Here is a 20676-nt window from a genome sequence, read left to right as displayed (position 1 = left end):
GTGACCGATGGATCGACGAGGATTCCTGCGGCTGGCCGGGGCCGGCGCCGCGGCACTGGCCACCGGCGCGTGCGGCGGCGGTGCGGAAGCCCCGCCCAGCGGCACCACCAGCGCCACCACCACCCCGCCGGGCACCTCGGGCCCGCCCCCGCCGCCGGACTGGGCCGCGCTGCGCACCAAGGTCCCGGTGCTGCTGCCGCCGGACAAGGACTTCACCGCCGCCTGGTCCCCGTTCAACTCCGCGCTCCAGCTGCCGCCACCGGCCGCGCTGGCCCGCTGCGAGATCCCGGAGCAGGTGCAGGAATGCCTTGAGGTGGCGCGCAGGTCCAAGATCGCGGTGGCCGCGCGCAGCGGCGGGCACGGCTACGCGGGCTTCAGCGCCCCGGCGGGCGGCCTGGTGGTCGACGTGTCCCCGATGCGCGCCGTGCGGGTGCAGCCCGACGGCACCGCGGTGATCGGCGCGGGCGCCAAGCTCGCCGACGTCTACGCCGGACTGGCCCGCGCCGGGCGCGCGCTGCCCGCCGGGTCCTGTCCCTCGGTCGGCATCGCCGGACTCACCCTCGGCGGCGGGATCGGCGTGCTGACCCGCAAGTTCGGCCTCACCTGCGACCACCTGCGGGCCGCCCAGGTGGTGCTGGCCGACGGCTCGCTGCGCACCGCCTCGGCCGACTCCGAGCAGGAGCTGTTCTGGGCCCTGCGCGGCGGGGGCGGCGGCAACTTCGCGCTGGTCACCCAGTTCGAGTTCGGCACCGTGCCCGCGCCGGGCCTGACCGTGTTCTCCCTGCGCTTCCCGGCCGGCTCCGCGGCCTCGGTGCTCGGCGCGTGGCAGGACTGGATCGGCTCGGCCCCGCCGGAGCTGTGGTCGATCTGCCACCTGCTCGGCGGCACGCCACCGGCCGCCATGGTCGCCGGGTGCTACGTCGGCGGCGCGGGCGGGTTGAACCCGCTGCTGGACCAGCTGGTCAGCGCCGCGAACGCGCGGCCGACCCAGCGCATGGCGCAGCCCAAGGGCTACCTGGACGCGATGCGGCACTTCGCCGGCAACGGCGGCGGCAAGCGCGAGGGCTTCGCCGCCGCCTCCCGGATCATGGAGCACAAGATCACCGGCCTGGACCGGGTGGTTAGCCAGGTCCAGGGCCGCAAGATGGACCTGCTCTTCGACGGCCTCGGCGGCGCGGTCGGCGAGATCGGCGTGGCCGACACCGCCTTCCCGCACCGCAAGGCACTGGCCAGCGTGCAGATCTACGCCCCGGCCGAACGGGCCGAGCACGCCAGGCAGCTCGCCGCGGTCACCGAGGTGCAGGACGCGCTGACCGGCCTGGTCGGCAAGGGCAGCTACGTGAACTACCTGGACGCCGCGCAGAAGGACTGGGCGCGGGCCTACTACGGCCCGAACCTGGACCGGCTGCGCGCGGTCGCCAGCCGCTACGACCCGGACGGGGTGTTCCGCTTCGCCCAGGGGCTCACCAGCTGACGCCGGTCAGCACCACCACCCGCTCCTCGGTGAAGTCGTTCATCGTGGTGCGCACGCCCTCGCGCCCGACCCCAGAGCCCTTGACCCCGCCGTAGGGCAGCTGGTCCGCGCGGTAGGACGGCACATCGCCGATGATCACGCCGCCCACCTCCAGCTCGGTGCCGGCCCGGAACGCGGTCTGGATGTCGTGGGTGAACACCCCGGCCTGCAAGCCGAAGGCGGAGTCGTTGACCTCGGCGAAGGCCTCGTCCACGCCGTCCACCGCGGCCACCGCGAGCACCGGCCCGAAGACCTCCTCGCACCACACCTTGGCGTCCTTGGGCACCTCGGTGAGCACGGTCGGCGCCACCGTGGAGCCCTCCCTGGTGCCCCCGGCCAGCACCTTCGCCCCGGCCTCGGTCGCCTCGGAGATCCACTGCTCCACCCGCTTGGCCGCGGCCTCGTCGACCAGCGGGCCGACCTCCACCTCCGGGTCGTGCGGGCTGCCGGTGCGCAGCGCGCCCACCGCGCTGACCAGCCTGGGCAGGAAGTCCTCGTACACCGCGCGGTCCACCAGCACCCGCTGCACCGCGATGCAGGACTGCCCGGCCTGGTAGTTGCTGAACAGCGCGATCCGCTTGGCCGCGAAGTCCAGGTCGGCGTCCGAGCTCCAGTCGCCGCAGACCACCGCGGCCGCGTTGCCGCCCAGCTCCAGCACCACGTGCTTGCGCGGCGCCGAGTCCATGATCGAGAAGCCCACCGGCCCCGACCCGGTGAAGCTGACCACCGGCAGCCGCTCGTCCCGCACCAGCGCCGCGGTCTCCTCGTTGCCCACCGGCAGCACCGAGAACGCGCCCTTGGGCAGGTCGGTCTCGGCCAGGATCTCGCCCAGGATCAGCGCGGTCAGCGGGGTGCGCGGCGCGGGCTTGATGATGATCGGCGCGCCCACCGCCAGCGCCGGGGCCACCTTGTGCGCCACCAGGTTCAGCGGAAAGTTGAACGGCGAGATGCCCAGCACCGGGCCGCGCGGGACGCGCTTGATCAGCGCCACCCTGCCCTCGGCCGAGGGGTCGGTGTCCAGCCTGGTCAGCTCGCCGGTGAACCGGCGCGCCTCCTCCGCGGCCAGCCGGAAGGTGTGCACCGCGCGGCCCACCTCGCCGACGGCCCACTTCAGCGGCTTGCCGTTCTCGGCGGTGATGATCTCGGCGATCTCCTCGGTCCGCTCGGCCAGCCGCTTTGACACGTGCGCCAGCGCATTGGCCCGCAGGTGCGCGGGGGAGGAGCGGAACTCGGTGAACACCGCGGCGGCCGCGGCCACGGCGCGCTCGACCTGCTCCGGTCCTGGCACACCGACGGTGGCGACCTCGCTGCCGTCGAAGGGGTGGCGCACGACCAGCTCGCTGACACCCGGCTCGGGCGATCCGGCGATGAAGGACGGTCGGGGCTTCGGGGGCTCCAGGTCGGTCATGGCAATCACCGTAAGCCTGACCCCGGCATCAGCACAGGGTGATCCCGGCGTCGCACCGGGTCCCTGGCCACCCCCGGGCGTTCCCGTGGCCGCGCGGCTGGGAGAATCGGGTTCTCGTTCCCGGTCCTGACCTGGAGGTTCGCCACGGTGGCCAGTAACACCGACCGCCCCGTGCTCGTCGTCGACTTCGGCGCCCAGTACGCCCAGCTGATCGCCCGCCGCGTCCGCGAGACCCAGGTGTACTCCGAGGTCGTGCCCTCCACCGAACCGGTCGAGGAGCTGCTCAAGCGGGACCCGGCCGCGATCGTGCTCTCCGGCGGACCGTCCAGCGTGTACGAGGACGGCGCGCCGCAGGTCGACCCGAAGCTGTTCGAGGCAGGCGTCCCGGTGTTCGGCATCTGCTACGGCTTCCAGGCCATGGCGGTCGCGCTGGGCGGGGCCACCGAGCACACCGGCACCAGGGAGTACGGCCGCACCGAGCTGGCCATCGCCGAGAACGGCGGGGTGCTGCACGAGGCCCTGCCCGGCCACCACCCGGTGTGGATGAGCCACGGCGACTGCGTGACCAAGGCCCCCGAGGGCTTCACCGTCACCGCCACCAGCTCCGGCGCCCCGGTGGCCGCGTTCGAGAGCGTCGAGCGGCGTTTCGCGGGCGTGCAGTACCACCCGGAGGTGCTGCACTCCCCGCACGGCCAGGAGGTGCTGCGCCGCTTCCTGCACGAGATCGCCGGTGTTCGTCCACAGTGGACGACCTCGTCCATCGTGGACGAGCAGGTCGAGCTGATCCGCGCCCAGGTTGGCGAGGGCAAGGCCATCTGCGGCCTCTCCGGCGGGGTGGACTCCGCGGTGGCCGCGGCCCTGGTGCACCGGGCCATTGGCGACCGGCTGACCTGCGTGTTCGTCGACCACGGCTTGCTGCGCGCGGGCGAGCGGGCCCAGGTCGAGCGGGACTACGTGGCCGCCACCGGCGTCCGCCTGGTCACCGTGGACGCCCAGGAGCGGTTCCTCACCGCGCTGGCCGGGGTCACCGACCCGGAGGAGAAGCGCAAGATCATCGGCCGCGAGTTCATCCGGGTCTTCGAGCAGGCCGCCAGTGACCTGCAGGCCGAGGCGGGCGCGCAGGGCGAGCACTACGACTTCCTGGTCCAGGGCACCCTCTACCCGGACGTGGTGGAGTCCGGCGGCGGCACCGGCGCGGCCAACATCAAGAGCCACCACAACGTCGGCGGCCTGCCGGAGGACCTGCAGTTCACGCTGGTCGAGCCGCTGCGCGCGCTGTTCAAGGACGAGGTCCGCCGGGTCGGCCTGGAACTGGGCCTGCCGGAGACCATCGTGCACCGCCAGCCCTTCCCCGGCCCCGGCCTGGGCATCCGGATCATCGGCGAGGTCACCGCGGACCGCCTGGCCATCCTGCGCTCGGCCGACGCCATCGCCCGCGAGGAGCTGACCGCGGCCGGCCTGGACCGCACCATCTGGCAGTGCCCGGTGGTGCTGCTGGCCGACGTCCGCTCGGTGGGCGTGCAGGGCGACGGCCGCACCTACGGCCACCCGGTGGTGCTGCGCCCGGTCTCCAGCGAGGACGCGATGACCGCGGACTGGACCCGGCTGCCCTACGACGTGCTGGAGCGCATCTCCACCCGGATCACCAACGAGGTCAACGACGTCAACCGGGTCGTCCTGGACGTGACCAGCAAGCCCCCGGGCACCATCGAGTGGGAGTGAGCCAGGCCTAGGCCGAGGCGCGGCGGATCAGCTCGGTCGGGAGGACCTCCCGGCCGGGCGTGACCTCCTCGCCCGCGACCAGCCGGAGCAGCGTCCGCACCATCCGGCGCATCTGCTCGGCCGGGTGCTGCCGGATGGTGGTCAGCGGCGGATCGGACAGCGGGGCCACCGCGGGCTGGTCGTCGAAGCCGATCACCGCGATGTCCTCCGGCACCCGCTTGCCGGCCGCGCGCAGCACCCGCAGCGCGCCGTCGGCCATCAGGTCGTTCGCCGCGAACACCGCGTCCAGCTCCGGCAGCCGTGCCAGCAGGTCCCGCATGGCCTGCTCGCCGCCCTGACGGGTGAACTCGCCGCAGGCGGTCAGCCGGTCGGCCCGCTCCTGGCTCACGCCCATCGCCTGCTGCCAGCCGGTCAGCCGGTCCAGCGCGGCCTTCTCATCCGAGGGACCGGTGATGGTGGCCACCGTGCGGCGGCCGAGGCCGAGCAGGTGCTCGGTGGCCATCCGCGCGCCGCCCACGTTGTCGTTGTCCACCAGGTGCAGGCCGTCCTCCGGCATCCACAGCTTGCCGCCGAAGACCACCGGGATGGGCAGGCCGGCCACCGCCTCCGGCAGCGGGTCCCGCTTGTGCGGGGCCAGCAGCAGCGCGCCGTCCACGTGCCCGGCGCCCAGGAAGCGCAGCACTCTGGCGTGCGTGGTCTCGTCCTGGGTCAGCATCAGCACCATCTGGGTGTCCATTGTGGACAGTTCCTCGGTCGCGGTGCGGACCACGGTGGAGAAGTGCGGGTCGTCGAAGACCTTGTTCTCCGCCTCGGAGAGCACCAGCGCGATCGCCTCGGTGCGCCGGGTGACCAGCGTCCTGGCCGCCTTGTTCGGCACGTAGCCCAGCTGGCGGACCGCGTTGTGCACGGCCTCGCGCGCCTCCGGGCTGACCCTGGGCGAGTCGTTGATCACCCGGGACACGGTCGCGCGGGACACGCCCGCCACCGCGGCCACGTCCTCCAGGGTCGGGCGGCCGAGTCCGTGCGCGAGGGCTGGCGGCGTCTTCACCCCGCTATTAATACAGATAAGGATCACAAAAGCCGAATGCGCCGCCCCGGTGTCGAGAAACCACCTGGGCGACGCAAACGCGGCAAACGTGAATTCAGTATCGATTTCATTTCCGGCCGGTCACCTACCGGCGCGGGCGCAGGGAGTTGCCGAGCAGGACCAGGCCGATGAACAGGGCGATCGCCGCGATCGCCCAGCGCACGTCCACCACCTGCCAGATGACCCCGTCGGTGAGCGCGAAGGCGGCCACGCCCAGTCCGCACACCCCGAACAACACCATGAACAGGCTTGCCTTCGGCTTGCGCTCGGTCTGCTGCTCAGCCGACACGGTGCACCTCCACAGCTCCCGGCCCCTGCACTTCCACGCGCAGGCGCAACTTGCCGCCACCGGGACCGTCCGCCCCGTTGTCGTCCAACTTGACCTCGCCGCCACCGTTGCGGTGGTTGTCCAGGCACTGCACGGTGCCCACCGCCGCGCGGCAGTACAGGTCGACGTCCACGTCCTTGGACACCAGCACCCCGATCGTCCCGGTGCCGATCACGACGCTGGTGCCTGCCGAGCGGTCCGGCTTGACCGGGTCCGGCTTGGTCAGGTCCAGTTGGGTCAGGTCCAGCTCGATCGACCCGGCGCCGACCCGGTAGGTCGGCTCCAGGTTCGCCACCGAGGTGATCCGGTGGTGCTGGTTGCCGAAGGTGTGCGTCCAGTACTGCGAGGCGGTCAGCCCGATCGCCACGATCGCCACCGGGAAGCCCAGCACCACCAGCAGCCTGCCGCCGCCGCGGAAGGCCCCGACCAGGGTGCCGATGGCCAGCACCGCGACCACCATGCCCAGCACGTGCGGGGCGGTGAACCAGGGCACCAGCCCGGCCAGGATGCCGGTCACGCTGCCCACGATGAAGGCCAGCGCCAGCGTCACCCCGGTGACCCTGGTCTTGCGCTTGGGCTCCGGCTCGGCCTCCACCTCGGCGGTGCGGCGCGGTTCCGGCAGGTCCCAGGCGAAGGGCGCGGCGCCCAGCGGGTCCCACTGCGGCGGGGTGCCGGTCGCGGGGTAGGTCACCGGCGGGAAGCTCGGCGTGGGCAGCGGCTGGGACACCGGGGCCACCGGCGGCGCCGGGGCCTCCGCCGCGTGCGCGCTGGTGGTCTCGGTGGTCTCGGTGCTGGGCTCGGGGGCCTCAGCGCCGAGGACCTGGGTGGTGCCGGTCGCGGCAGGCGGCTCGACCTGGCTGGTCACCTGCTCAGGGCGGATGCCCAGGTTGGCCGTGTGCTGCTCGGGGGCCGGGGGAGGCTGCGGGGTCCGCAGGTCCATCGTCGGCTGGTCCGGCGGCACCGGGGTCACCGGGGTACCGGGCGTCATGGTGGTCTCCGGCATCGGGAAGGAGGGCGGCGCGACCGGGCTGTTGCCCCGGCTGCGGTGCAGGAAGAACGCCAGCGCCACGATCAGCACCATGGCGAAGATGCCGCCGATGAACGTGGTGGCCGCCCAGCCGAAGGCGGGCAGCATCCCGAAGATCAGCAACAGGGTCAGCGGCTTGGGTGTGGCGCTGTGGCCCCTGCCGAGCAACGCCTCCAGCGGCGACACCCGGTCGTCAGGGCCGGGCAGGATCAGCCAGCCCAGCAGATAGATGATCATTCCGATGCCGCCGTAGACCGCCGTCACCACGAGCGCGACCCGGATCACGACCGGATCGATCGCATAGCGGTTGCCGATCGCGGCGGCCACCCCGGCGATCTTGCGATCTTCCCTGGGCCGCCGTGGCCGCGACGACCACAGGTCGCGCAGCGTCTCCTCGACGCGCATGTTTCCGTCCGTCCCGCTCACGGTGACCAGCTTGGGCCACGCCCGCACCCGCCCACATCAGGGAAGCCCCCCGACCCCACCCCGAGGCGGGGTCTCCGGGTTGCGCCCCGATGCGGGCCCGCACATCCACATGTGACCATGCCATGGTGAACTCCCAGGCCACGACCGGCAGCACCGAGCGCGGCGGCATCGGCCAGCCCCCCGCGACCGTGGGCGAGTCGGCCACCGTGGCGCTCCCCCTGCGCATGTACCGCCGCCGCAGCGGCCGCATCCTGGCCGGGGTGGCCGGCGGACTGGCCGAGCACCTCAAGGTGAACGTGCTGTGGGTGCGGGTCGCCTTCACCGTGCTGGTCGCCTTCGCCGGCGCCGGAGTGCTCGCCTACGGCCTGCTCTGGCTGCTGGTGCCGCAGCGCACCGGGGCCGAACCGCAGGCCGAGAGCCCGGTGCAGCGGCAGCAGGCCATCGGCGTGCTCGCCATCGGCGTGGCCATGGCGCTCGCGCTGAGCATGTGGAGCGGCGCGATCAGCGGCTGGGTGGTCGGCCCACTGGGCGTGGCGCTGGCCGGCGCGGCCCTGGTCTGGCGGGAGGCCGACGAGGCGCAGCGCCGCCGCTGGCGGGACTCGGCCAAGTCCGGGATGCTCGGCCGCGGCGGCCGGATGGCCATGCTCCGGGTGGTCGCCGGCATCCTGGTGGCCACCGCGGGCGTGGTGTTCTACCTGGTCAGCAGCGTGGATCTGAACCAGGCCCAGCTGGCCGTGATGGCCGTGGTGGTCACCCTGCTCGGCGTCGGCGTGCTCACCGTGCCCTGGTGGCTGCGCCTGGTCCGCGACCTCAACGAGGAGCGCCGCGCGCGCATCCGCACCGAGGAGCGGGCCGAGATCGCCGCGCACCTGCACGACTCGGTTCTACAGACCCTGGCCCTGATCCTCAAGCAGGCGGACAACCCGCGCGAGGTCAGCCGCCTGGCCCGCGGCCAGGAACGCCAGCTGCGCAGCTGGTTGTACGGCCCGGCCGGCTACGGCCGCGGCGCGGCCGCCGCGGAGGCCGAGGAGCCCGCGCACGGCGTGTCCGGGGAGAGCCTGGCCGACGCGGTGGGCATCGCCTGCGGGCAGGTGGAGGACACCTTCGCCATCCGGGTGCAGCAGGTCGTGGTCGGGGACTGCCCGCTGGACGACCGGATGGCCGCGCTGGTGCAGGCCGCCCGCGAGGCCGCGGTCAACGCGGCCAAGCACGCCGGGGTCGGCGAGGTCAGCGTGTACGCCGAGGTCGAGCCCGAGGTGGTCTACGTCTTCGTGCGGGACCGGGGCGCCGGATTCGACCCGGAACAGGTTCCAGCGGACCGGCACGGGCTCGCCGACTCGATCCACGGCAGGATGGAGCGCAATGGGGGCAAGGTGCGGGTGCGCACCGCGCCTGGCGAGGGCACCGAGATCCAGCTCGAGATGCCCAGGGCGAGCAAGGAGGCACGGACGTGAGCGAAGAGGTCGAGAACGCCGAGACACCCGCGGAGCCACGCGGCCCGGTCAGGGTCTTCCTGGTCGACGACCACGCGCTCTTCCGCGCCGGGGTGCGCGCCGAGCTGGAGGCGCACGCCGAGGTCGAGGTGGTCGGTGAGGCAGGCTCGGTCGGCGAGGCGGTGGCCGGCATCGGGCACTTCCGCCCGGACGTGGTGCTGCTGGACGTGCACATGCCCGACGGCGGCGGCAACGAGGTGCTGCGCCGCGCCCGCAAGGCCTTCCCGGACGTGGTGTTCCTGGCGCTGAGCGTCTCCGACGCGGCCGAGGACGTCATCGCGGTGATCCGCAACGGCGCGCGAGGCTACGTCACCAAGACCATCTCCGGCCACGAGCTGGTGGACGCGGTCTGCCGGGTCCGCGAGGGCGACGCGGTGTTCTCGCCGCGGCTGGCCGGCTTCGTGCTGGACGCCTTCGCCGACCGGCCGGGCGCGGCCCCGATCCGCGACCCCGAGCTGGACCTGCTCACCCCGCGCGAGCGGGACGTGCTGCGCCTGCTGGCCCGCGGCTACGCCTACAAGGAGATCGCCTCCGAGCTGTTCATCTCGATCAAGACCGTCGAGACGCACGTCTCCAGCGTGCTGCGGAAGACCCAGCTGTCCAACCGCTACGAGCTGTCCCGCTGGGCTTCCGACCGCAGGCTGGTCTAAGAGTGGTCCGGCTCGGCCCTTTGCCTGGTATCGGTCGCGTCGTGGTGCGGCCGAGACCTGGTGAAGGGCCGAGCCGGACCACTCTCATTCGCCGGCGGAGGCCGCCGCGCGCACCGGCAGTGGTTCCGGTGCGGCGGCGGCCGTCTTGGGCTGGTGCCGGGTCAGCACGACCCCGGCCAGCACGATGACCATGCCGAGCACCACCCGCACGCCGATCTCCTCGTTCAGCACGAGCGCGCCGAGCAGCACCGACACCAGCGGCATCAGGTAGGTCACCGTGGTGGCGCTGGTCGCGCCCTCGTCCGCGATGAGCCGGTAGAAGAAGATGAACGCGATCCCGGTGCCGAAGATGCCGAGCACGACCACCGAGGCCACCGAGGTCAGCGTCAGGTGCACCGGCTGCAGCCCGGCGAAGGGCACCGCCAGCGTGATCAGGCCGGTCGCGGCGAGCATCTGCCCGGCCGAGACCACCACCGGCGCGAGCCCGGCGCCGGCCAGGAACCGGCTCATGTACAGCGCGCCGACGCCGTAGCTGACCGCCGCGCCGGTGATCGCCAGCGCCCCGCCCAGCTCCGAGGCCGCGCCCTGCCACGGCGCGAAGATCACCAGCGTGCCGGCGAAGCCGAGGGTCAGCCCGACCGCGCGCACCATGCCCAGTTTCCGCTCCTGCCCGACCACCAGGCCGAGCAGCAGGGTCCACAGCGGCACGGTGGCGTTGAGCACGCCCGCCATGCCCGAGTCCACGGTCAGCTCGCCAATGCCGAACAGGGTGAACGGCAGCACGTTGCTGAAGAAGGCGGCCACGGTCAGGTGGCCCCACAGGCGGCGGCCGCTCGGCAGTCGCAGCCGCTGCACCCGCACCACCGCGAGCAGCACCAGCGCCCCCAGCGCCACCCGGACCAGCACGATCTGCACCGGGGAGAACCCGGTCAGCGCGAACTTGATCCAGAGGAAGCTGGAGCCCCAGAACAGGGCCAGCAGGCCCAACCGCACCAGATTGCCCTTAGATGTCACGTCAACAACGGTGCGCTCCGCAACCTGTCAGCACAAGTGAATACTTCTACACGACTCTTTAGCGAATCTGTACAGTCAGCGGCATGCTCGACGTGCGCCGCATGCGTGTCCTCCGGGCCGTGGTGACCAGTGGCTCGGTCACCGCCGCGGCCACCAACCTGGGCTACACGCCCTCGGCGATCAGCCAGCAGATCACCGCGCTGGAACGCGAGGCCGGGCTGCCGCTGCTGGAGAAGTCCGGCCGCGGTGTGCGCCCGACCGAGGCGGGCAGGTTGCTCGCCGAGCACGCCGGGGTGATCACCGCCCAGCTGGCCGAGGCCGAGCGCTCGCTGGCCGACCTGCGCGAGGGTCGCACCGGCCGCCTCGGCGTCAGCTTCTTCGCCACCGCCGGCGCCGCGCTGGTGCCGCCTGCGGTGGCCACCTTCCGCCGCGCGCACCCCACGGTCCGGCTGGACCTGACCCTCAAGGACCCGGAGAGCCCGCTGGAGGAGGTGCTCACCGGCCGCGCCGACCTGGCCGTGGTGGTGGTCTTCGACGACGAGCCGCCGCTGCCGGACATCCGGCTCACCCACCTGTTCGACGACCCCTACCGGCTGGTGCTGCCCAAGGGCCACCGGCTCACCGCGAAACGGGTCATCGACCTCGCCGACCTGGGCGGCGAGCCCCTGGTGGACAGCATGACCACCAGCGGACCCTGCCGGAAGGCGGTGCTGGAGGCCTGCGCCAGCGCCGGGTTCAGCCCCTGCTTCGTGGTCGAGTCCGACGACTTCCCCACCGCCCAGGGCTTCGCCGCGGCTGGTCTCGGCCTGACCCTGGTGCCCAAGCTGGGCCTCGGCGCGGTGCACCCCGGCGTGGTGGTGCGCAAGGTGCGCAACCCCGAGCCGGTGCGGCGGATCTTCGCCGCGGTGCGCGAGGCCGACGCGGACCGGCCGGTGCTGCGCGCCCTGCTCACCGCGCTCCAGTCGGCCGCGGCGGTGGCGAGCTAGTTCGCGCCGCCGACCCTGGCGTCCCCGCTGATCTGCGGCGTGCCGGTGTCGGGGTTGGGGGAGAGGGTGAGCAGCCGGACCTCGGACTGGTCCTCCTCACCCTCCTTCTTCTTGACGTAGGTCAGCTTGATCCGCACCTTGTCCTTGCCCTGCGCGGCGACCTCGCCGACCTCCACGTCCTTGAAGCCCTCCCAGAACTTCTTGTAGGAGGCGAACGGCGTCTTCTGCTGCATCGCCTGGCCCAGCCGCTGGTAGGCCTGTTCGGGCTGGTCCGGCAGCAGCGCGTAGTAGCGCTTGGCCTCCTGGACCATGTCCTCAGGCGTCAGCGTCGGCGTGGCCGAGGTGGTGGTCGGGCTGGTGCTGGTGGTGCTGCTGCTGGAGGTCGGCTCGGTGGTGGTCTTCTTCGTCGGCGGCGGCTTCTTCGCACTGGAGGCGGTGGTCGGCGCCGGCTGGGGCACCCCGGTGTTCGGGTTGGCGTTGCCCGAGGTGTTGCTGGAGACCCAGTCCGCGATCAGCACGCCGATCAGCGCCGCGACCACCACGGCCGCGGCGGCCAGCAGGATCGTGGTGCGCTTGGAGCGTTCCGGCGGCGGGGGCGCGGTCTTCGGCGCGGCCATCGGCCGACCGCCGGTGCCGGTGGCCGGGTGCGGGCGCGGCGGCGGGGTCGGCGGGCCCACCCTGGTCATCGGCGCGTCGGAGAGCGGGCGGGCGTCCAGCCTGGTCATCGGCTGCTTCGGCTGGTGGTGCGGGCCGGAGCCCTGGTGCAGCCGGGGCGACTGGAGCGCGGGCGGCATCGACTGGGTCGGCGCGGACGGCCCGTTGGGCAGCTGGGTGGTTGGCGTGACCACGGTGGCCCAGCCGCCAGGAGGCGTGCTGAGCGCGCTCTGCCGCCCCGCGGCCACCGCGGAGAGGGCTTCGCTCGCCTGCGTCATCGTGGGGCGGTCGTTCGGCTGCGGCCGGAGCAGGTGCATCAGCACCGGGGTGAGCGGACCGGCCATCTGCGGCGGGCGGACCACGCCCGCGGCCACCGCGTGCAGCAGCGCGAGGGTGTTCTCGTTGAGCCCGAACGGCGGCTCGCCCTCCACCACCGCGTACAGCGTGGAGCCGAGGGAGAACACGTCCGAGGGCGCGCCCGGCTCGTAGCCCTTGGCCACCTCCGGCGCCAGGTAGGCGGGGGTGCCGGCGAGCATCCCGGTGCGGGTGACCGTGACGTCGCCCTTCGCCCGGGAGATACCGAAGTCGGTGATCTTCACCGTGCCGTCGTCGGCGATCAGGATGTTGCCCGGCTTGACGTCCCGGTGCACGATCCCGGCCTGGTGCGCGGCGCCGAGGGCCAGCGCGACCTGCGCGCCGATCCTGGCCACCTCGCGCGGCGGCAGCGGGCCCTCGTCGCTGACCACGGCGGCCAGGCTGCGCGAGGCCAGGTACTCCATCACCAGCCAGGGCGCGCCGTCGTCCTCGGCCACATCGAACACGCCGATCGCGTTGGGGTGCTGCAACCGGGCCGCGATCCGGCCCTCGCGCATCGCCCGCTGCTTGGCCTCCTCGGCCTCGGAGTGCTCCAGGTTGGGCTGGAGCAGCAGCTGCTTGACCGCCACGACCCGCTGGAGACGTTCGTCCTTGGCCTGCCAGACCACGCCCATCGCACCGGCGCCGATCCGCCTGGTGAGTCGGTAGCGCCCGGAGACCAGGCGGCCTTCGTCGCTCAACGCTCCTCCGTAGCCCGGGTCCCGGTGTCGGTCACGCCTCCTAGGTTAGGGGTATCACCCGGATGGGTTGACTTGCGGCTGGTCAACTGGGGTGCGCCCGCTTACCGAGGTGATGCCATCAGCGCTGGTCAGCGGCCTTTGCTGGACAGAACCTTGGCGTTGGTGATTTTCCGCTGGACCTTGTCCACGGTCATCCGCTGCTCGACCCGCAGGGTGCGGCCGTCCTTCCAGCGGTAGTCCACGGTCACCACGGCGGCGTCCACACCGTCCGCGCGGGACTCGGTGACGGTGGCCGACTCGACCCCGGCCCAGTCCGCCTTGAACTCCTCGACACCGCCGGTGCGCATCTCCGGCGCGAGCATCGCGTAGGCCTGCTCCGGCTGGTCGGGCGCCTTGCTCAGCAGGCCGAGGATCGGGTCCAGGATCGGGTCGAGCAGGCCGCCCCTCTTGCTGGTGGTCGGTGCGGCCGAGGTGGGCTTGGGCGCGCTGGAGGTGGGCTTGCCCGCGCTGCTGGCCGGGATGCCGGGCTGGCTGGTCTGGCCGCCGGTCGGCTGCGGGTCGGCGCCGCCGCCACCGCCGGTGCCCGGCTGGTCGCTGCCGACGCCGCCGTTGCCGGTGTTCCCGTTGCCGCCCTGGCCGCCACCGTTGCCGCCGCCCTGGCCACCGCCCTGCGAGCCCTGGCCGCCGTTGCCGGCCTGGCCGCCAGTGCCGCCCTGGGCCCCGTTGCTGCCCTGGCCGCCGGGCTGGTCGCCGCCGGCGGGCTGCTCGGCGCCGGTCTGCTGACCGGTCTGCGCGTTGATCGCGTTCGGCGACAGCGCCTTGCCGCCGACGATGCCGGAGAGGTTCTGCTGCGCCGCGACCGGCGTCCGGGGGCCGTCCTCGGTGTTCATGTAGGCGATGCCCAGGCCGACGGTGCCGCACAGCACCGCCACGCCGGCGGCCGCGCCCAGCACCCGCAGCGCGGTCTTCGGGCGACGCTCCGCCGTGGGCGTCTGGCCCTCCCTGCGCAGCAGGTCGGTCACCAGGATCTGGGATTCCGCATCCCGTGAACTGCCCTTGCGCACCGCGATCACCTTCCGGCCGGGGGAGCTTCTCAACGGGGTTGAGATACCGGACTTTAGGTGTTGTGTGCCACCAATTCGGGTGAACTTGTGGGCAATCTTCGGCCTAATGGCCTAGCCGCGATGGGCTGAAAGCAGCTCCGCCCCGGTGATCCGCATGGGCACCGAGCTGGCCAGCCGGAGCAGTTGCTCGACGGTCAGCCAGCTGCCGTCGGCCTGCTGCAGCCGGACCACCGCGAGCACCGAGCCGTCCGGCCGGACCTCGACCTCCTTGAGGTCCAGCTGGCGCAGCTCGCTCCAGGACCGGATGAAGGCGGCCAGGTCGCCGAGCAGGTTCGGGGTGAGCAGTCCGGCCGCGGTCTCCGGCTGCTTCTGGCCGAGCCGCTGGTAGAACTCGCGGACCACGCCGACCGGGGTGTTCAGGCCCTGCGCGGGCGGCTGGGTGGTCGCGGTGCGCTGGGCGCCCGGCGGGGTGGTCACCACCGGCTTGCCCGGCCGCACGGCCAGAGGCTGTGCCTGCTCGCTGACCGGCGGGTTTGGCCGGGCCGCGGGCGGCACCGGGCTGGCCGAGGCGGCCTGGCCCTGCTGGGAGGTGCGCGGGCTGACCAGCTCGGCGGTGAGCAGGTCGGGCCGCAGCACCATCGCGCCGGTGAGCTCGGTGGCGCGCTGCACCGGGGCCCGCTCGGCCTGCGGCGTGGTCCAGATGTTCGAGGTGATCGCCGAGGCCGCGGTGACCGCGCCGGTCAGCACGACCGCGCCGATCAGCATCCCGATCAGCCGGGTCGAGCGCCTGGTGCGCTCCAGCGGCTGCGGCGGGGCGACCGTCACGGTCGTCTCCTCGCCGAGCAGCTCGTCGACGAACTCCTCGGTCTCGACTACTTCGCGCGGCGGGATCCGTACCGGGCAGGGCTGCTGCCTGATCAGGTCCGCCACGGTGACTGATCCGGCACGGTGGTGCCGACGACCAGTCGTCGAACGCTCCACGGTGGTGGCCTCCGTACGTTCTGTGGTCGTCAGGACTCGTACCGTCACATCGGCAGCAGGTGCCAGCGACTGGCCACAGTTCACCCGTTCGAGTCGATAAACGGTCGGAAAAAGCCAGTCGAACGGATGAACGGTCACCCTTCGGATTCGGTCCGGCGGGGCTCGGACCTCACCGTTCGGCGGTGGACACCAGCCGCTCGCCGTTGACCAGCGGCACCTCGGAAACGGTGAAGACGAGCTCCCGCTGCTGGGTGCTCAGCGACCCGTCCTTGGCCTGCACCTCGACCACCGAGGTGGTCACGCCCCGGCCCGGATCGACCTGGATGGTCTTCACCTCGACCCGCTGCAGGTTGTCGAAGCGCTGCTGGAACGCGGGGAACCCGCTGTCCTTGATCGCGGGCCCGGTGAGCGCCTCGAAGGCCCGCTGCGGCTCCTCCGGCAGCGCGGCGAAGAAGGCCATGGTCTGCCCGGCCAGCTTGTCCGCCGGCACCAGCGGCACCGCCCGGTCGTTGGTCACCGTGGTCACCGGCGGCAGCGAGGTGCTGCTGGCCGGTCTGGTCGCACCGCTGCCGCCGCCGGTGAGCCGGGACGGGCCGGACGGCGTGCCGGTGGTGCGCGAGGTCTTCGGCCCCGCGGTGGGCGTGCGGCCCGCGCTGCTGCTGCGGCCGCCGCCGCTGGGGCTGGGGCTGGGCTTCACCGAGGCGGACTTGGTGCCCTCCGGCAGCACCATGTCACTGGGGTAGCCGGGCAGCGACTCCAGGTGGTCCTCGCCGTCCGGGCTGACCAGCGCGGCCGCCGCGGCGACCAGGACGAGCAGCACGGTGGCCGAGGACAGCCCGGCGAACCAGGCCGCCCGCTTCCAGGTGCGCGGCGGGGTGACCGAGGCCGGGACCATGCCGAGGTCGAACTTGCGCAGACCGGGCGGCGCGGTGTCGGCCACCGGGTCCGCCAGTGGCGGCGGCTCCGGCCGCGACACCTCCGGCGTCCAGGACAGCGCGTTGGCTTCCGGGCGGTGCCGGCCGTGGCGTGGCCGGTACCGCTCGGCGGGCCCCTGTCCGCTGTTCATCTCGCTGACCTCTTTCGCCCCAGCAGGGCGGTTTCCCGCCTATGCCGTGTTGACCACCTGGAACGTCTCGGCGAGCCTGCCCTCGGGCAGGCCGGCGTGCTTCGCCTGGGCGGCGAACTCGCCGCGGAGCTGCTCGTCGAGCCCCGCCATTCCTCCGGTCTGTGACTGGTGCGCGCGCAGCGCGGCCAGCTTGATCGGCATCAGGTCGGTGATGTCGACGGCCTGTCGCCGTCGCTCGCGCGGGCCGTCGGCCAGCCACAGCTCGCGCACCGTCCAGGGCGCCAGCCCCTCCTGGGTGAACAGCTCGGGGTAGGCGTGCGGGTTGCGCGCGTCCGGGTAGACCGCGGCCAGCGCGGCCTCGCCGGCGGCGCGGTGGTCGGGGTGCGAGGTGACGATGTGGTCCCAGTTGATCTCCGGCGACCAGGTCAGCACCCGGTCCGGCCGGAAGGTGCGGATGATCCTGGTGATGTCGCGGCGCAGCGCGAGTCCGGGCACCAGGCGTCCGTCGGGGTGGCGCAGGAAGTACAGGGTGGTCACGCCGACGATCTCCGCGGCCGCGCGCTGTTCCTGCTCGCGCAGTTCGGCGATCTCCGCGCGGGGGGTGTCCAGGTCGCCGGTGGCCTCACCCGAGGTGCACAGACAGTAGGCGACCTCGATGCCCGCCTTGGTCCAGGCGGCCACCGTTCCGGCGGCGCCGAAGTCGACGTCGTCCGGGTGAGCAGCGACGACCAGCACGCGGCTGATCCCGCTGTCGTCGTTGCCGGGTTCGTGAGCCATCTCACCCAGGGTAGGTGGCCCAGGATGTGGTTGCGCTCCGGGTCCCTCTAACTACCCGGAGTGATACCCGGACGGGTGTACTCCACCCGCCCGGTATCAAGATCAGCTGGCCTTGCCATACCGCTCGTGAGTGGCCCGCAGCTCCTTGGCCGCGGTCAGCCCAGCGCCGGCGGCCACCACGACGGCCAGCACGTCGAAGATGAACCCGCCCATGGTCATCAGCAGCGCCAGCACGGCCAGCACGACGGTGACGCCCACCTTGGGCATCCGCTCCTGCACGTAGTGCACGACCGGTTCGCCGCCAGCCCGCTTGGCGGCCGCGGACTTGAGCATGGCCAGATAACCGCCGTTGGCTACCGAGGCGAGCAGGGCGACCAGCCCGACAAGAACAGCGATGAGATGCATAAACCCAGTGTGCGCCGGTATTACGGCGGCGGCATCGGTGACATCCCTGAGATGCTGCCCCGGTGATCGACGTCTACTGGCACCCCGACTGCCTGGCGCACGACACCGGCACCGGCCTGTGGGAGCTGCCCGGCCGCTGGGACTGGCTGGACGAGCCCGAACCCCACCCGGAGAACGCGGCCCGCCTGCGCACCTTCCGGCACGCCCTCCAGCACGGCCCGATCAAGGACTCTCTGCGCTGGCACCAGGGCAGACACGCCAGCCCCGCCGAGCTGACCACGGTGCACACCCCCGCCTACCTCGCTGAGCTCCAGGCCGCCTGCACCACCGGCGAACTGGTCGCGATCGAGGAGAACACGGTCGTCGGCCCCGGTTCCTGGGACGCCGTCCGCGCCGCCGCGGGCACCGCCGTCGAGGCCACCGCGGCTGTCCTGTCCGGACAGTCGAACACCGCCTACGCGCTCGTCCGCCCACCCGGTCACCACGCCCAGCCCGCCCAGGCCGACGGCTACTGCCTGGTGAACAACGTGGCCGTGGCCGCCGCACACGCCCTGCGCGCGGGCGTCGAGCGGGTGGCGATCCTGGACTGGGACGTCCACCACGGCAACGGCACCCAGGAAGCCTTCTACGACGATCCCAGGGTGCTCACCATCTCGGTGCACATGCGGCACGGCCGCTGGGGCAAGGCCCACCCGCAGACCGGCGCTCCCGACGAGACCGGCACCGGCCACAACGTCAACATCGAGCTCTCCCTCGGCGCGGGCGACGAGGCCTACCGCCGCGCCTTCACCGAGATCGCCGAACCCGTGCTCCGCCAGTTCCGCCCGCAGCTGCTGCTGGGCGCCTCCGGCTTCGACGGCTCCACCTTCGACCCGAACGGACGGCACAACCTCACCGCGGCCGGCTACCGGTGGATCGGTGGCCGGGTAGCGGCGCTGGCCGAGGAGCTGACCGGCCACGGCCCGGTGCTCACCCAGGAGGGCGGCTACCTGCGCGGTTACTCAGCCCTCTGCCTGCACGCCCTCATCGAGGGCCTGCTCGGCCACACCGAGGAGCTGCTGGCCGACCCACTGGCCTACCTGCCGGACGACTCGGCGCGAAACCCCGACCGCACCACGGCGGATCTGGACCTGGTGCGGTCGGCGCTGCGCGGGCATTGGGACCTGTAGTGCACACCTGCTGGCCCCCGCCCACTTGTTGCGAAAGAGGCGTGGCGCGCCAGCGACACGGCGGGCTCTTGACCAGCGGTGGGGTTGATTTTTCGCGTCGCCTTGTCGTGTGCCCGACGCATCCGAAGCTTGCTTCGCGTGCGGCGGGTGCACGACGAGGCGGCTCAAGAGCGAAAAATCCCGCGCGCGGAGCGCGCCAATGTCACCGACCCAACCGGCCGCGGCCCAGGCGGAGCAGGATCATGGCCAGCTCCTTGCCCTCGGGGCCGAGCTCGCGGAAGCGCGCCAGCACCGCCATCTCCCGGCTGTAGACGATCTTCGGACCGCCCGCGGCCATCCGCGCGGCGCCGATGGTCTGGGAGACCTCGGTGCGGCGCTGTATCAACCGGAGGATCTCCGAGTCGAGGTGGTCGATCTCCTCGCGCAGGGAGCTGATGTCGGTCTCGGTGCTGGTGGACTGTGCGTCGCTGTCGAGCGCGGCGTTCATGGCGATCCTCATCTGCTCGGGTGGACTGACCCGGCTATCCCGGTCCCCGCAGCACAAAGCCCCGGGTCCAAGGACTCCGGGGCATCGGTCGTGGTTCGGCTGGCGTCAGCTGACCACGGGTGCCGGAGTCCGGTACCCGTAGAAAAAGTAAAACGCGCGGTGAGCCACAGATCGATTCTGGCACGCTTGCGCCCTGCCGTCGAGTCGTGTCCCGCTCGTTGAGAGGAACCTCCATGCGCAAGCTCGCCCTGACCGCCACCGGACTGGCGGTGCTCGCCGCGGCCGCGCCGATCGCCGGCGCGGCTCCTGCCCTGGACTACGACATCGCGGTGACCAGCAGCAAGACCGAGCTGCTCGCCTACAACCACGAGACCTTCACCTTCGAGCTGACCGTGCGCAATCCGGGCACGGTGGCCGGGTCCGCGGGCGCGGTGCACGCGCCCAAGATCAAGGGCCTGAAGCTGCGGGCCAGTGGCGAGGGGTGGACCTGCACCGAGCCGGAGGCCTGGGAGTTCTTCTGCATGAGCCAGCAGAACATCCCGCACGGCGGGAGCCTGCCGCCGATCACGGTGAGCGGCGTGCCCGACGGCACCACCTCGCACACCTTCATCCCGGTCACCGTGGACGGCTGGCGCCGCTCCGAGCAGAACCACGCCAACAACGTGGTCAACGTGCTGGTGACTAGCTACGACCACTGACTTCCACCGGCAGCGCCCGGTTGGCGGCCCTGGTGAGCAGGATCCCGGCCACCACCATGCCGGCGACGCCCAGCGCCAGGGCCATCAGTTGGCTGTCCATGGCCTGGCCGAGGCTGCTGGCGAACAGCCCGAGCAGCGCCCACACGCTGGACCAGCCGATCGAGCTGACCGCGCCGAGGAAGAAGAACCGGCGCGGCGGCACCTTCATCGCCCCGGCCAGAATCGGCGCCAGGGTGTGCCCGACCGCGACGAACCGGACCGCGACCATCATGCTCGGACCGGCTGACCGCACCAGCGCCTCGGTCCGCGCCCAGCGGTGCTCGCCCAGCTTGCGGCCTGCCCAGCTGTACCGGATCTTGCCGCCGGTGCCGCGACCCAGCAGGTAGCCGCCGGTCTGGCCGATCAGTGAGCCGAGGCCCGCGGCGATGGCCACCAGCGGGAAGTACTCCGGCCCCAGCGCCACCGCACCCGCGATGACCACCAGTTCGCCGGGCACCAGCGAGCCCACCAGCAGCGTCGCCTCCACCACGCACAGCGCGGTGATGATCAGCAGAATCGTGACCGGTCCAAGCCCCGCGAGGTCCGGCATCAGGTTCATGACATCCCTCTTACTAGGTCGACTGGACTAGTAGCGATGTTGTCGCTGAACCGGGTGCGAAGAATCGG

The 20676-nt window shown here is 72.4% G+C and carries 20 protein-coding genes; 7 read left to right on the top strand and 13 right to left on the bottom strand.

What is annotated here, in order from left to right; all coding sequences use genetic code 11:
* The first annotated feature begins 7 nt into the window (after nucleotides 1–7).
* Nucleotides 8–1474, top strand: coding sequence for an FAD-binding oxidoreductase (locus ACWDY5_RS34345; RefSeq protein WP_449726301.1), 1467 nt, complete (start codon nucleotides 8–10; stop codon nucleotides 1472–1474).
* Here ACWDY5_RS34345 and ACWDY5_RS34340 read toward each other — a convergent pair.
* Nucleotides 1464–2921, bottom strand: coding sequence for an aldehyde dehydrogenase family protein (locus ACWDY5_RS34340; protein ID WP_449726300.1), 1458 nt, complete (start codon nucleotides 2919–2921; stop codon nucleotides 1464–1466). The genes ACWDY5_RS34345 and ACWDY5_RS34340 overlap by 11 nt on opposite strands.
* A gap of 147 nt (nucleotides 2922–3068) precedes the next feature.
* On the opposite strand from ACWDY5_RS34340, the gene guaA reads away from it, so the two are divergent.
* On the top strand, nucleotides 3069–4643 hold the full coding sequence (guaA, locus tag ACWDY5_RS34335; protein WP_449726299.1) for a glutamine-hydrolyzing GMP synthase: 1575 nt from the start codon (nucleotides 3069–3071) through the stop codon (nucleotides 4641–4643).
* Nucleotides 4644–4650: 7 nt separating this feature from the next.
* Here guaA and ACWDY5_RS34330 read toward each other — a convergent pair whose 3' ends face one another.
* The 3 genes from ACWDY5_RS34330 to ACWDY5_RS34320 form a co-directional block, all read right to left on the bottom strand.
* Nucleotides 4651–5691 (bottom strand): LacI family DNA-binding transcriptional regulator, encoded by a 1041-nt coding sequence (locus tag ACWDY5_RS34330; protein ID WP_449726298.1) that lies wholly within the window; start codon nucleotides 5689–5691, stop codon nucleotides 4651–4653.
* Between the two features lie 124 nt (nucleotides 5692–5815).
* On the bottom strand, nucleotides 5816–6019 hold the full coding sequence (locus tag ACWDY5_RS34325; protein ID WP_252480642.1) for a hypothetical protein: 204 nt from the start codon (nucleotides 6017–6019) through the stop codon (nucleotides 5816–5818).
* Nucleotides 6009–7490: a PspC domain-containing protein gene (locus ACWDY5_RS34320; RefSeq protein WP_449726297.1), complete on the bottom strand. Its 1482-nt coding sequence runs from the start codon at nucleotides 7488–7490 to the stop codon at nucleotides 6009–6011. Before ACWDY5_RS34320 ends, ACWDY5_RS34325 begins: the two co-directional genes overlap by 11 nt.
* A gap of 143 nt (nucleotides 7491–7633) precedes the next feature.
* On the opposite strand from ACWDY5_RS34320, the gene ACWDY5_RS34315 reads away from it, so the two are divergent.
* On the top strand, nucleotides 7634–8965 hold the full coding sequence (locus tag ACWDY5_RS34315; RefSeq protein ID WP_449726296.1) for an ATP-binding protein: 1332 nt from the start codon (nucleotides 7634–7636) through the stop codon (nucleotides 8963–8965).
* Nucleotides 8962–9654, top strand: a complete 693-nt coding sequence (locus ACWDY5_RS34310) for a response regulator (RefSeq protein WP_252480644.1) — start codon at nucleotides 8962–8964, stop codon at nucleotides 9652–9654. The genes ACWDY5_RS34315 and ACWDY5_RS34310 overlap by 4 nt, the downstream gene beginning before the upstream one ends.
* A gap of 84 nt (nucleotides 9655–9738) precedes the next feature.
* Here the strand turns inward: ACWDY5_RS34310 and ACWDY5_RS34305 are convergent, their stop codons facing one another.
* On the bottom strand, nucleotides 9739–10668 hold the full coding sequence (locus tag ACWDY5_RS34305; RefSeq protein WP_449726295.1) for a DMT family transporter: 930 nt from the start codon (nucleotides 10666–10668) through the stop codon (nucleotides 9739–9741).
* 83 nt (nucleotides 10669–10751) lie between these two features.
* Here ACWDY5_RS34305 and ACWDY5_RS34300 point away from each other — a divergent pair, with 83 nt between their 5' ends.
* A complete protein-coding gene (locus ACWDY5_RS34300; RefSeq protein ID WP_449726294.1) occupies nucleotides 10752–11654 on the top strand; it encodes a LysR family transcriptional regulator in 903 nt (300 codons plus the stop codon).
* Here ACWDY5_RS34300 and ACWDY5_RS34295 read toward each other — a convergent pair.
* The 6 genes from ACWDY5_RS34295 to ACWDY5_RS34270 all read right to left on the bottom strand — a co-directional run bounded on the left by ACWDY5_RS34295 (nucleotide 11651) and on the right by ACWDY5_RS34270 (nucleotide 17656).
* Nucleotides 11651–13363 (bottom strand): serine/threonine-protein kinase, encoded by a 1713-nt coding sequence (locus ACWDY5_RS34295; protein WP_449726293.1) that lies wholly within the window; start codon nucleotides 13361–13363, stop codon nucleotides 11651–11653. The genes ACWDY5_RS34300 and ACWDY5_RS34295 overlap by 4 nt on opposite strands.
* 128 nt (nucleotides 13364–13491) lie before the next feature.
* Nucleotides 13492–14427 (bottom strand): hypothetical protein, encoded by a 936-nt coding sequence (locus tag ACWDY5_RS34290; protein WP_449726292.1) that lies wholly within the window; start codon nucleotides 14425–14427, stop codon nucleotides 13492–13494.
* Nucleotides 14428–14538: 111 nt separating this feature from the next.
* A complete protein-coding gene (locus ACWDY5_RS34285) occupies nucleotides 14539–15357 on the bottom strand; it encodes a hypothetical protein (RefSeq protein WP_449726291.1) in 819 nt (272 codons plus the stop codon).
* 220 nt (nucleotides 15358–15577) lie between these two features.
* Complete coding sequence (locus ACWDY5_RS34280; RefSeq protein ID WP_449726290.1) at nucleotides 15578–16474, bottom strand: hypothetical protein; 897 nt, start codon at nucleotides 16472–16474, stop codon at nucleotides 15578–15580.
* Between the two features lie 39 nt (nucleotides 16475–16513).
* Nucleotides 16514–17251 (bottom strand): PIG-L deacetylase family protein, encoded by a 738-nt coding sequence (locus ACWDY5_RS34275; protein ID WP_449726289.1) that lies wholly within the window; start codon nucleotides 17249–17251, stop codon nucleotides 16514–16516.
* A gap of 102 nt (nucleotides 17252–17353) precedes the next feature.
* On the bottom strand, nucleotides 17354–17656 hold the full coding sequence (locus tag ACWDY5_RS34270; RefSeq protein ID WP_449726288.1) for a hypothetical protein: 303 nt from the start codon (nucleotides 17654–17656) through the stop codon (nucleotides 17354–17356).
* 62 nt (nucleotides 17657–17718) lie between these two features.
* On the opposite strand from ACWDY5_RS34270, the gene ACWDY5_RS34265 reads away from it, so the two are divergent.
* Nucleotides 17719–18825: a histone deacetylase gene (locus ACWDY5_RS34265; protein ID WP_449726287.1), complete on the top strand. Its 1107-nt coding sequence runs from the start codon at nucleotides 17719–17721 to the stop codon at nucleotides 18823–18825.
* Between the two features lie 202 nt (nucleotides 18826–19027).
* On the opposite strand, the gene ACWDY5_RS34260 is transcribed toward ACWDY5_RS34265, so the two are convergent.
* Entirely contained in the window at nucleotides 19028–19369 is a 342-nt protein-coding gene (locus ACWDY5_RS34260) for a chorismate mutase (protein ID WP_449726286.1), read from the bottom strand.
* A 176-nt stretch (nucleotides 19370–19545) separates the two neighbouring features.
* On the opposite strand from ACWDY5_RS34260, the gene ACWDY5_RS34255 reads away from it, so the two are divergent.
* A complete protein-coding gene (locus ACWDY5_RS34255; RefSeq protein ID WP_449726285.1) occupies nucleotides 19546–20010 on the top strand; it encodes a hypothetical protein in 465 nt (154 codons plus the stop codon).
* Here ACWDY5_RS34255 and ACWDY5_RS34250 read toward each other — a convergent pair.
* Nucleotides 19994–20608 (bottom strand): DedA family protein, encoded by a 615-nt coding sequence (locus ACWDY5_RS34250; RefSeq protein ID WP_449726284.1) that lies wholly within the window; start codon nucleotides 20606–20608, stop codon nucleotides 19994–19996. The two genes, ACWDY5_RS34255 and ACWDY5_RS34250, sit on opposite strands and share 17 nt — an antisense overlap.
* Nucleotides 20609–20676: the final 68 nt, after the last annotated feature.

Source organism: Crossiella sp. NPDC003009, assembly GCF_053591555.1.
This window is presented reverse-complemented; position numbering and strand designations above follow the sequence as displayed.

Bases quoted from the DNA above. Each gene is read 5' to 3' on its own strand.
- ACWDY5_RS34345 (WP_449726301.1), top strand. From the start codon at position 8: ATGGATCGACGAGGATTCCTGCGGCTGGCCGGGGCCGGCGCCGCGGCA.
- ACWDY5_RS34340 (WP_449726300.1), bottom strand. From the start codon at position 2,921: ATGACCGACCTGGAGCCCCCGAAGCCCCGACCGTCCTTCATCGCCGGA.
- ACWDY5_RS34320 (WP_449726297.1), bottom strand. From the start codon at position 7,490: ATGCGCGTCGAGGAGACGCTGCGCGACCTGTGGTCGTCGCGGCCACGG.
- ACWDY5_RS34315 (WP_449726296.1), top strand. From the start codon at position 7,634: ATGGTGAACTCCCAGGCCACGACCGGCAGCACCGAGCGCGGCGGCATC.
- ACWDY5_RS34300 (WP_449726294.1), top strand. From the start codon at position 10,752: ATGCTCGACGTGCGCCGCATGCGTGTCCTCCGGGCCGTGGTGACCAGT.
- ACWDY5_RS34280 (WP_449726290.1), bottom strand. From the start codon at position 16,474: ATGAACAGCGGACAGGGGCCCGCCGAGCGGTACCGGCCACGCCACGGC.
- ACWDY5_RS34275 (WP_449726289.1), bottom strand. From the start codon at position 17,251: ATGGCTCACGAACCCGGCAACGACGACAGCGGGATCAGCCGCGTGCTG.
- ACWDY5_RS34270 (WP_449726288.1), bottom strand. From the start codon at position 17,656: ATGCATCTCATCGCTGTTCTTGTCGGGCTGGTCGCCCTGCTCGCCTCG.
- ACWDY5_RS34255 (WP_449726285.1), top strand. From the start codon at position 19,546: ATGCGCAAGCTCGCCCTGACCGCCACCGGACTGGCGGTGCTCGCCGCG.
- ACWDY5_RS34250 (WP_449726284.1), bottom strand. From the start codon at position 20,608: ATGAACCTGATGCCGGACCTCGCGGGGCTTGGACCGGTCACGATTCTG.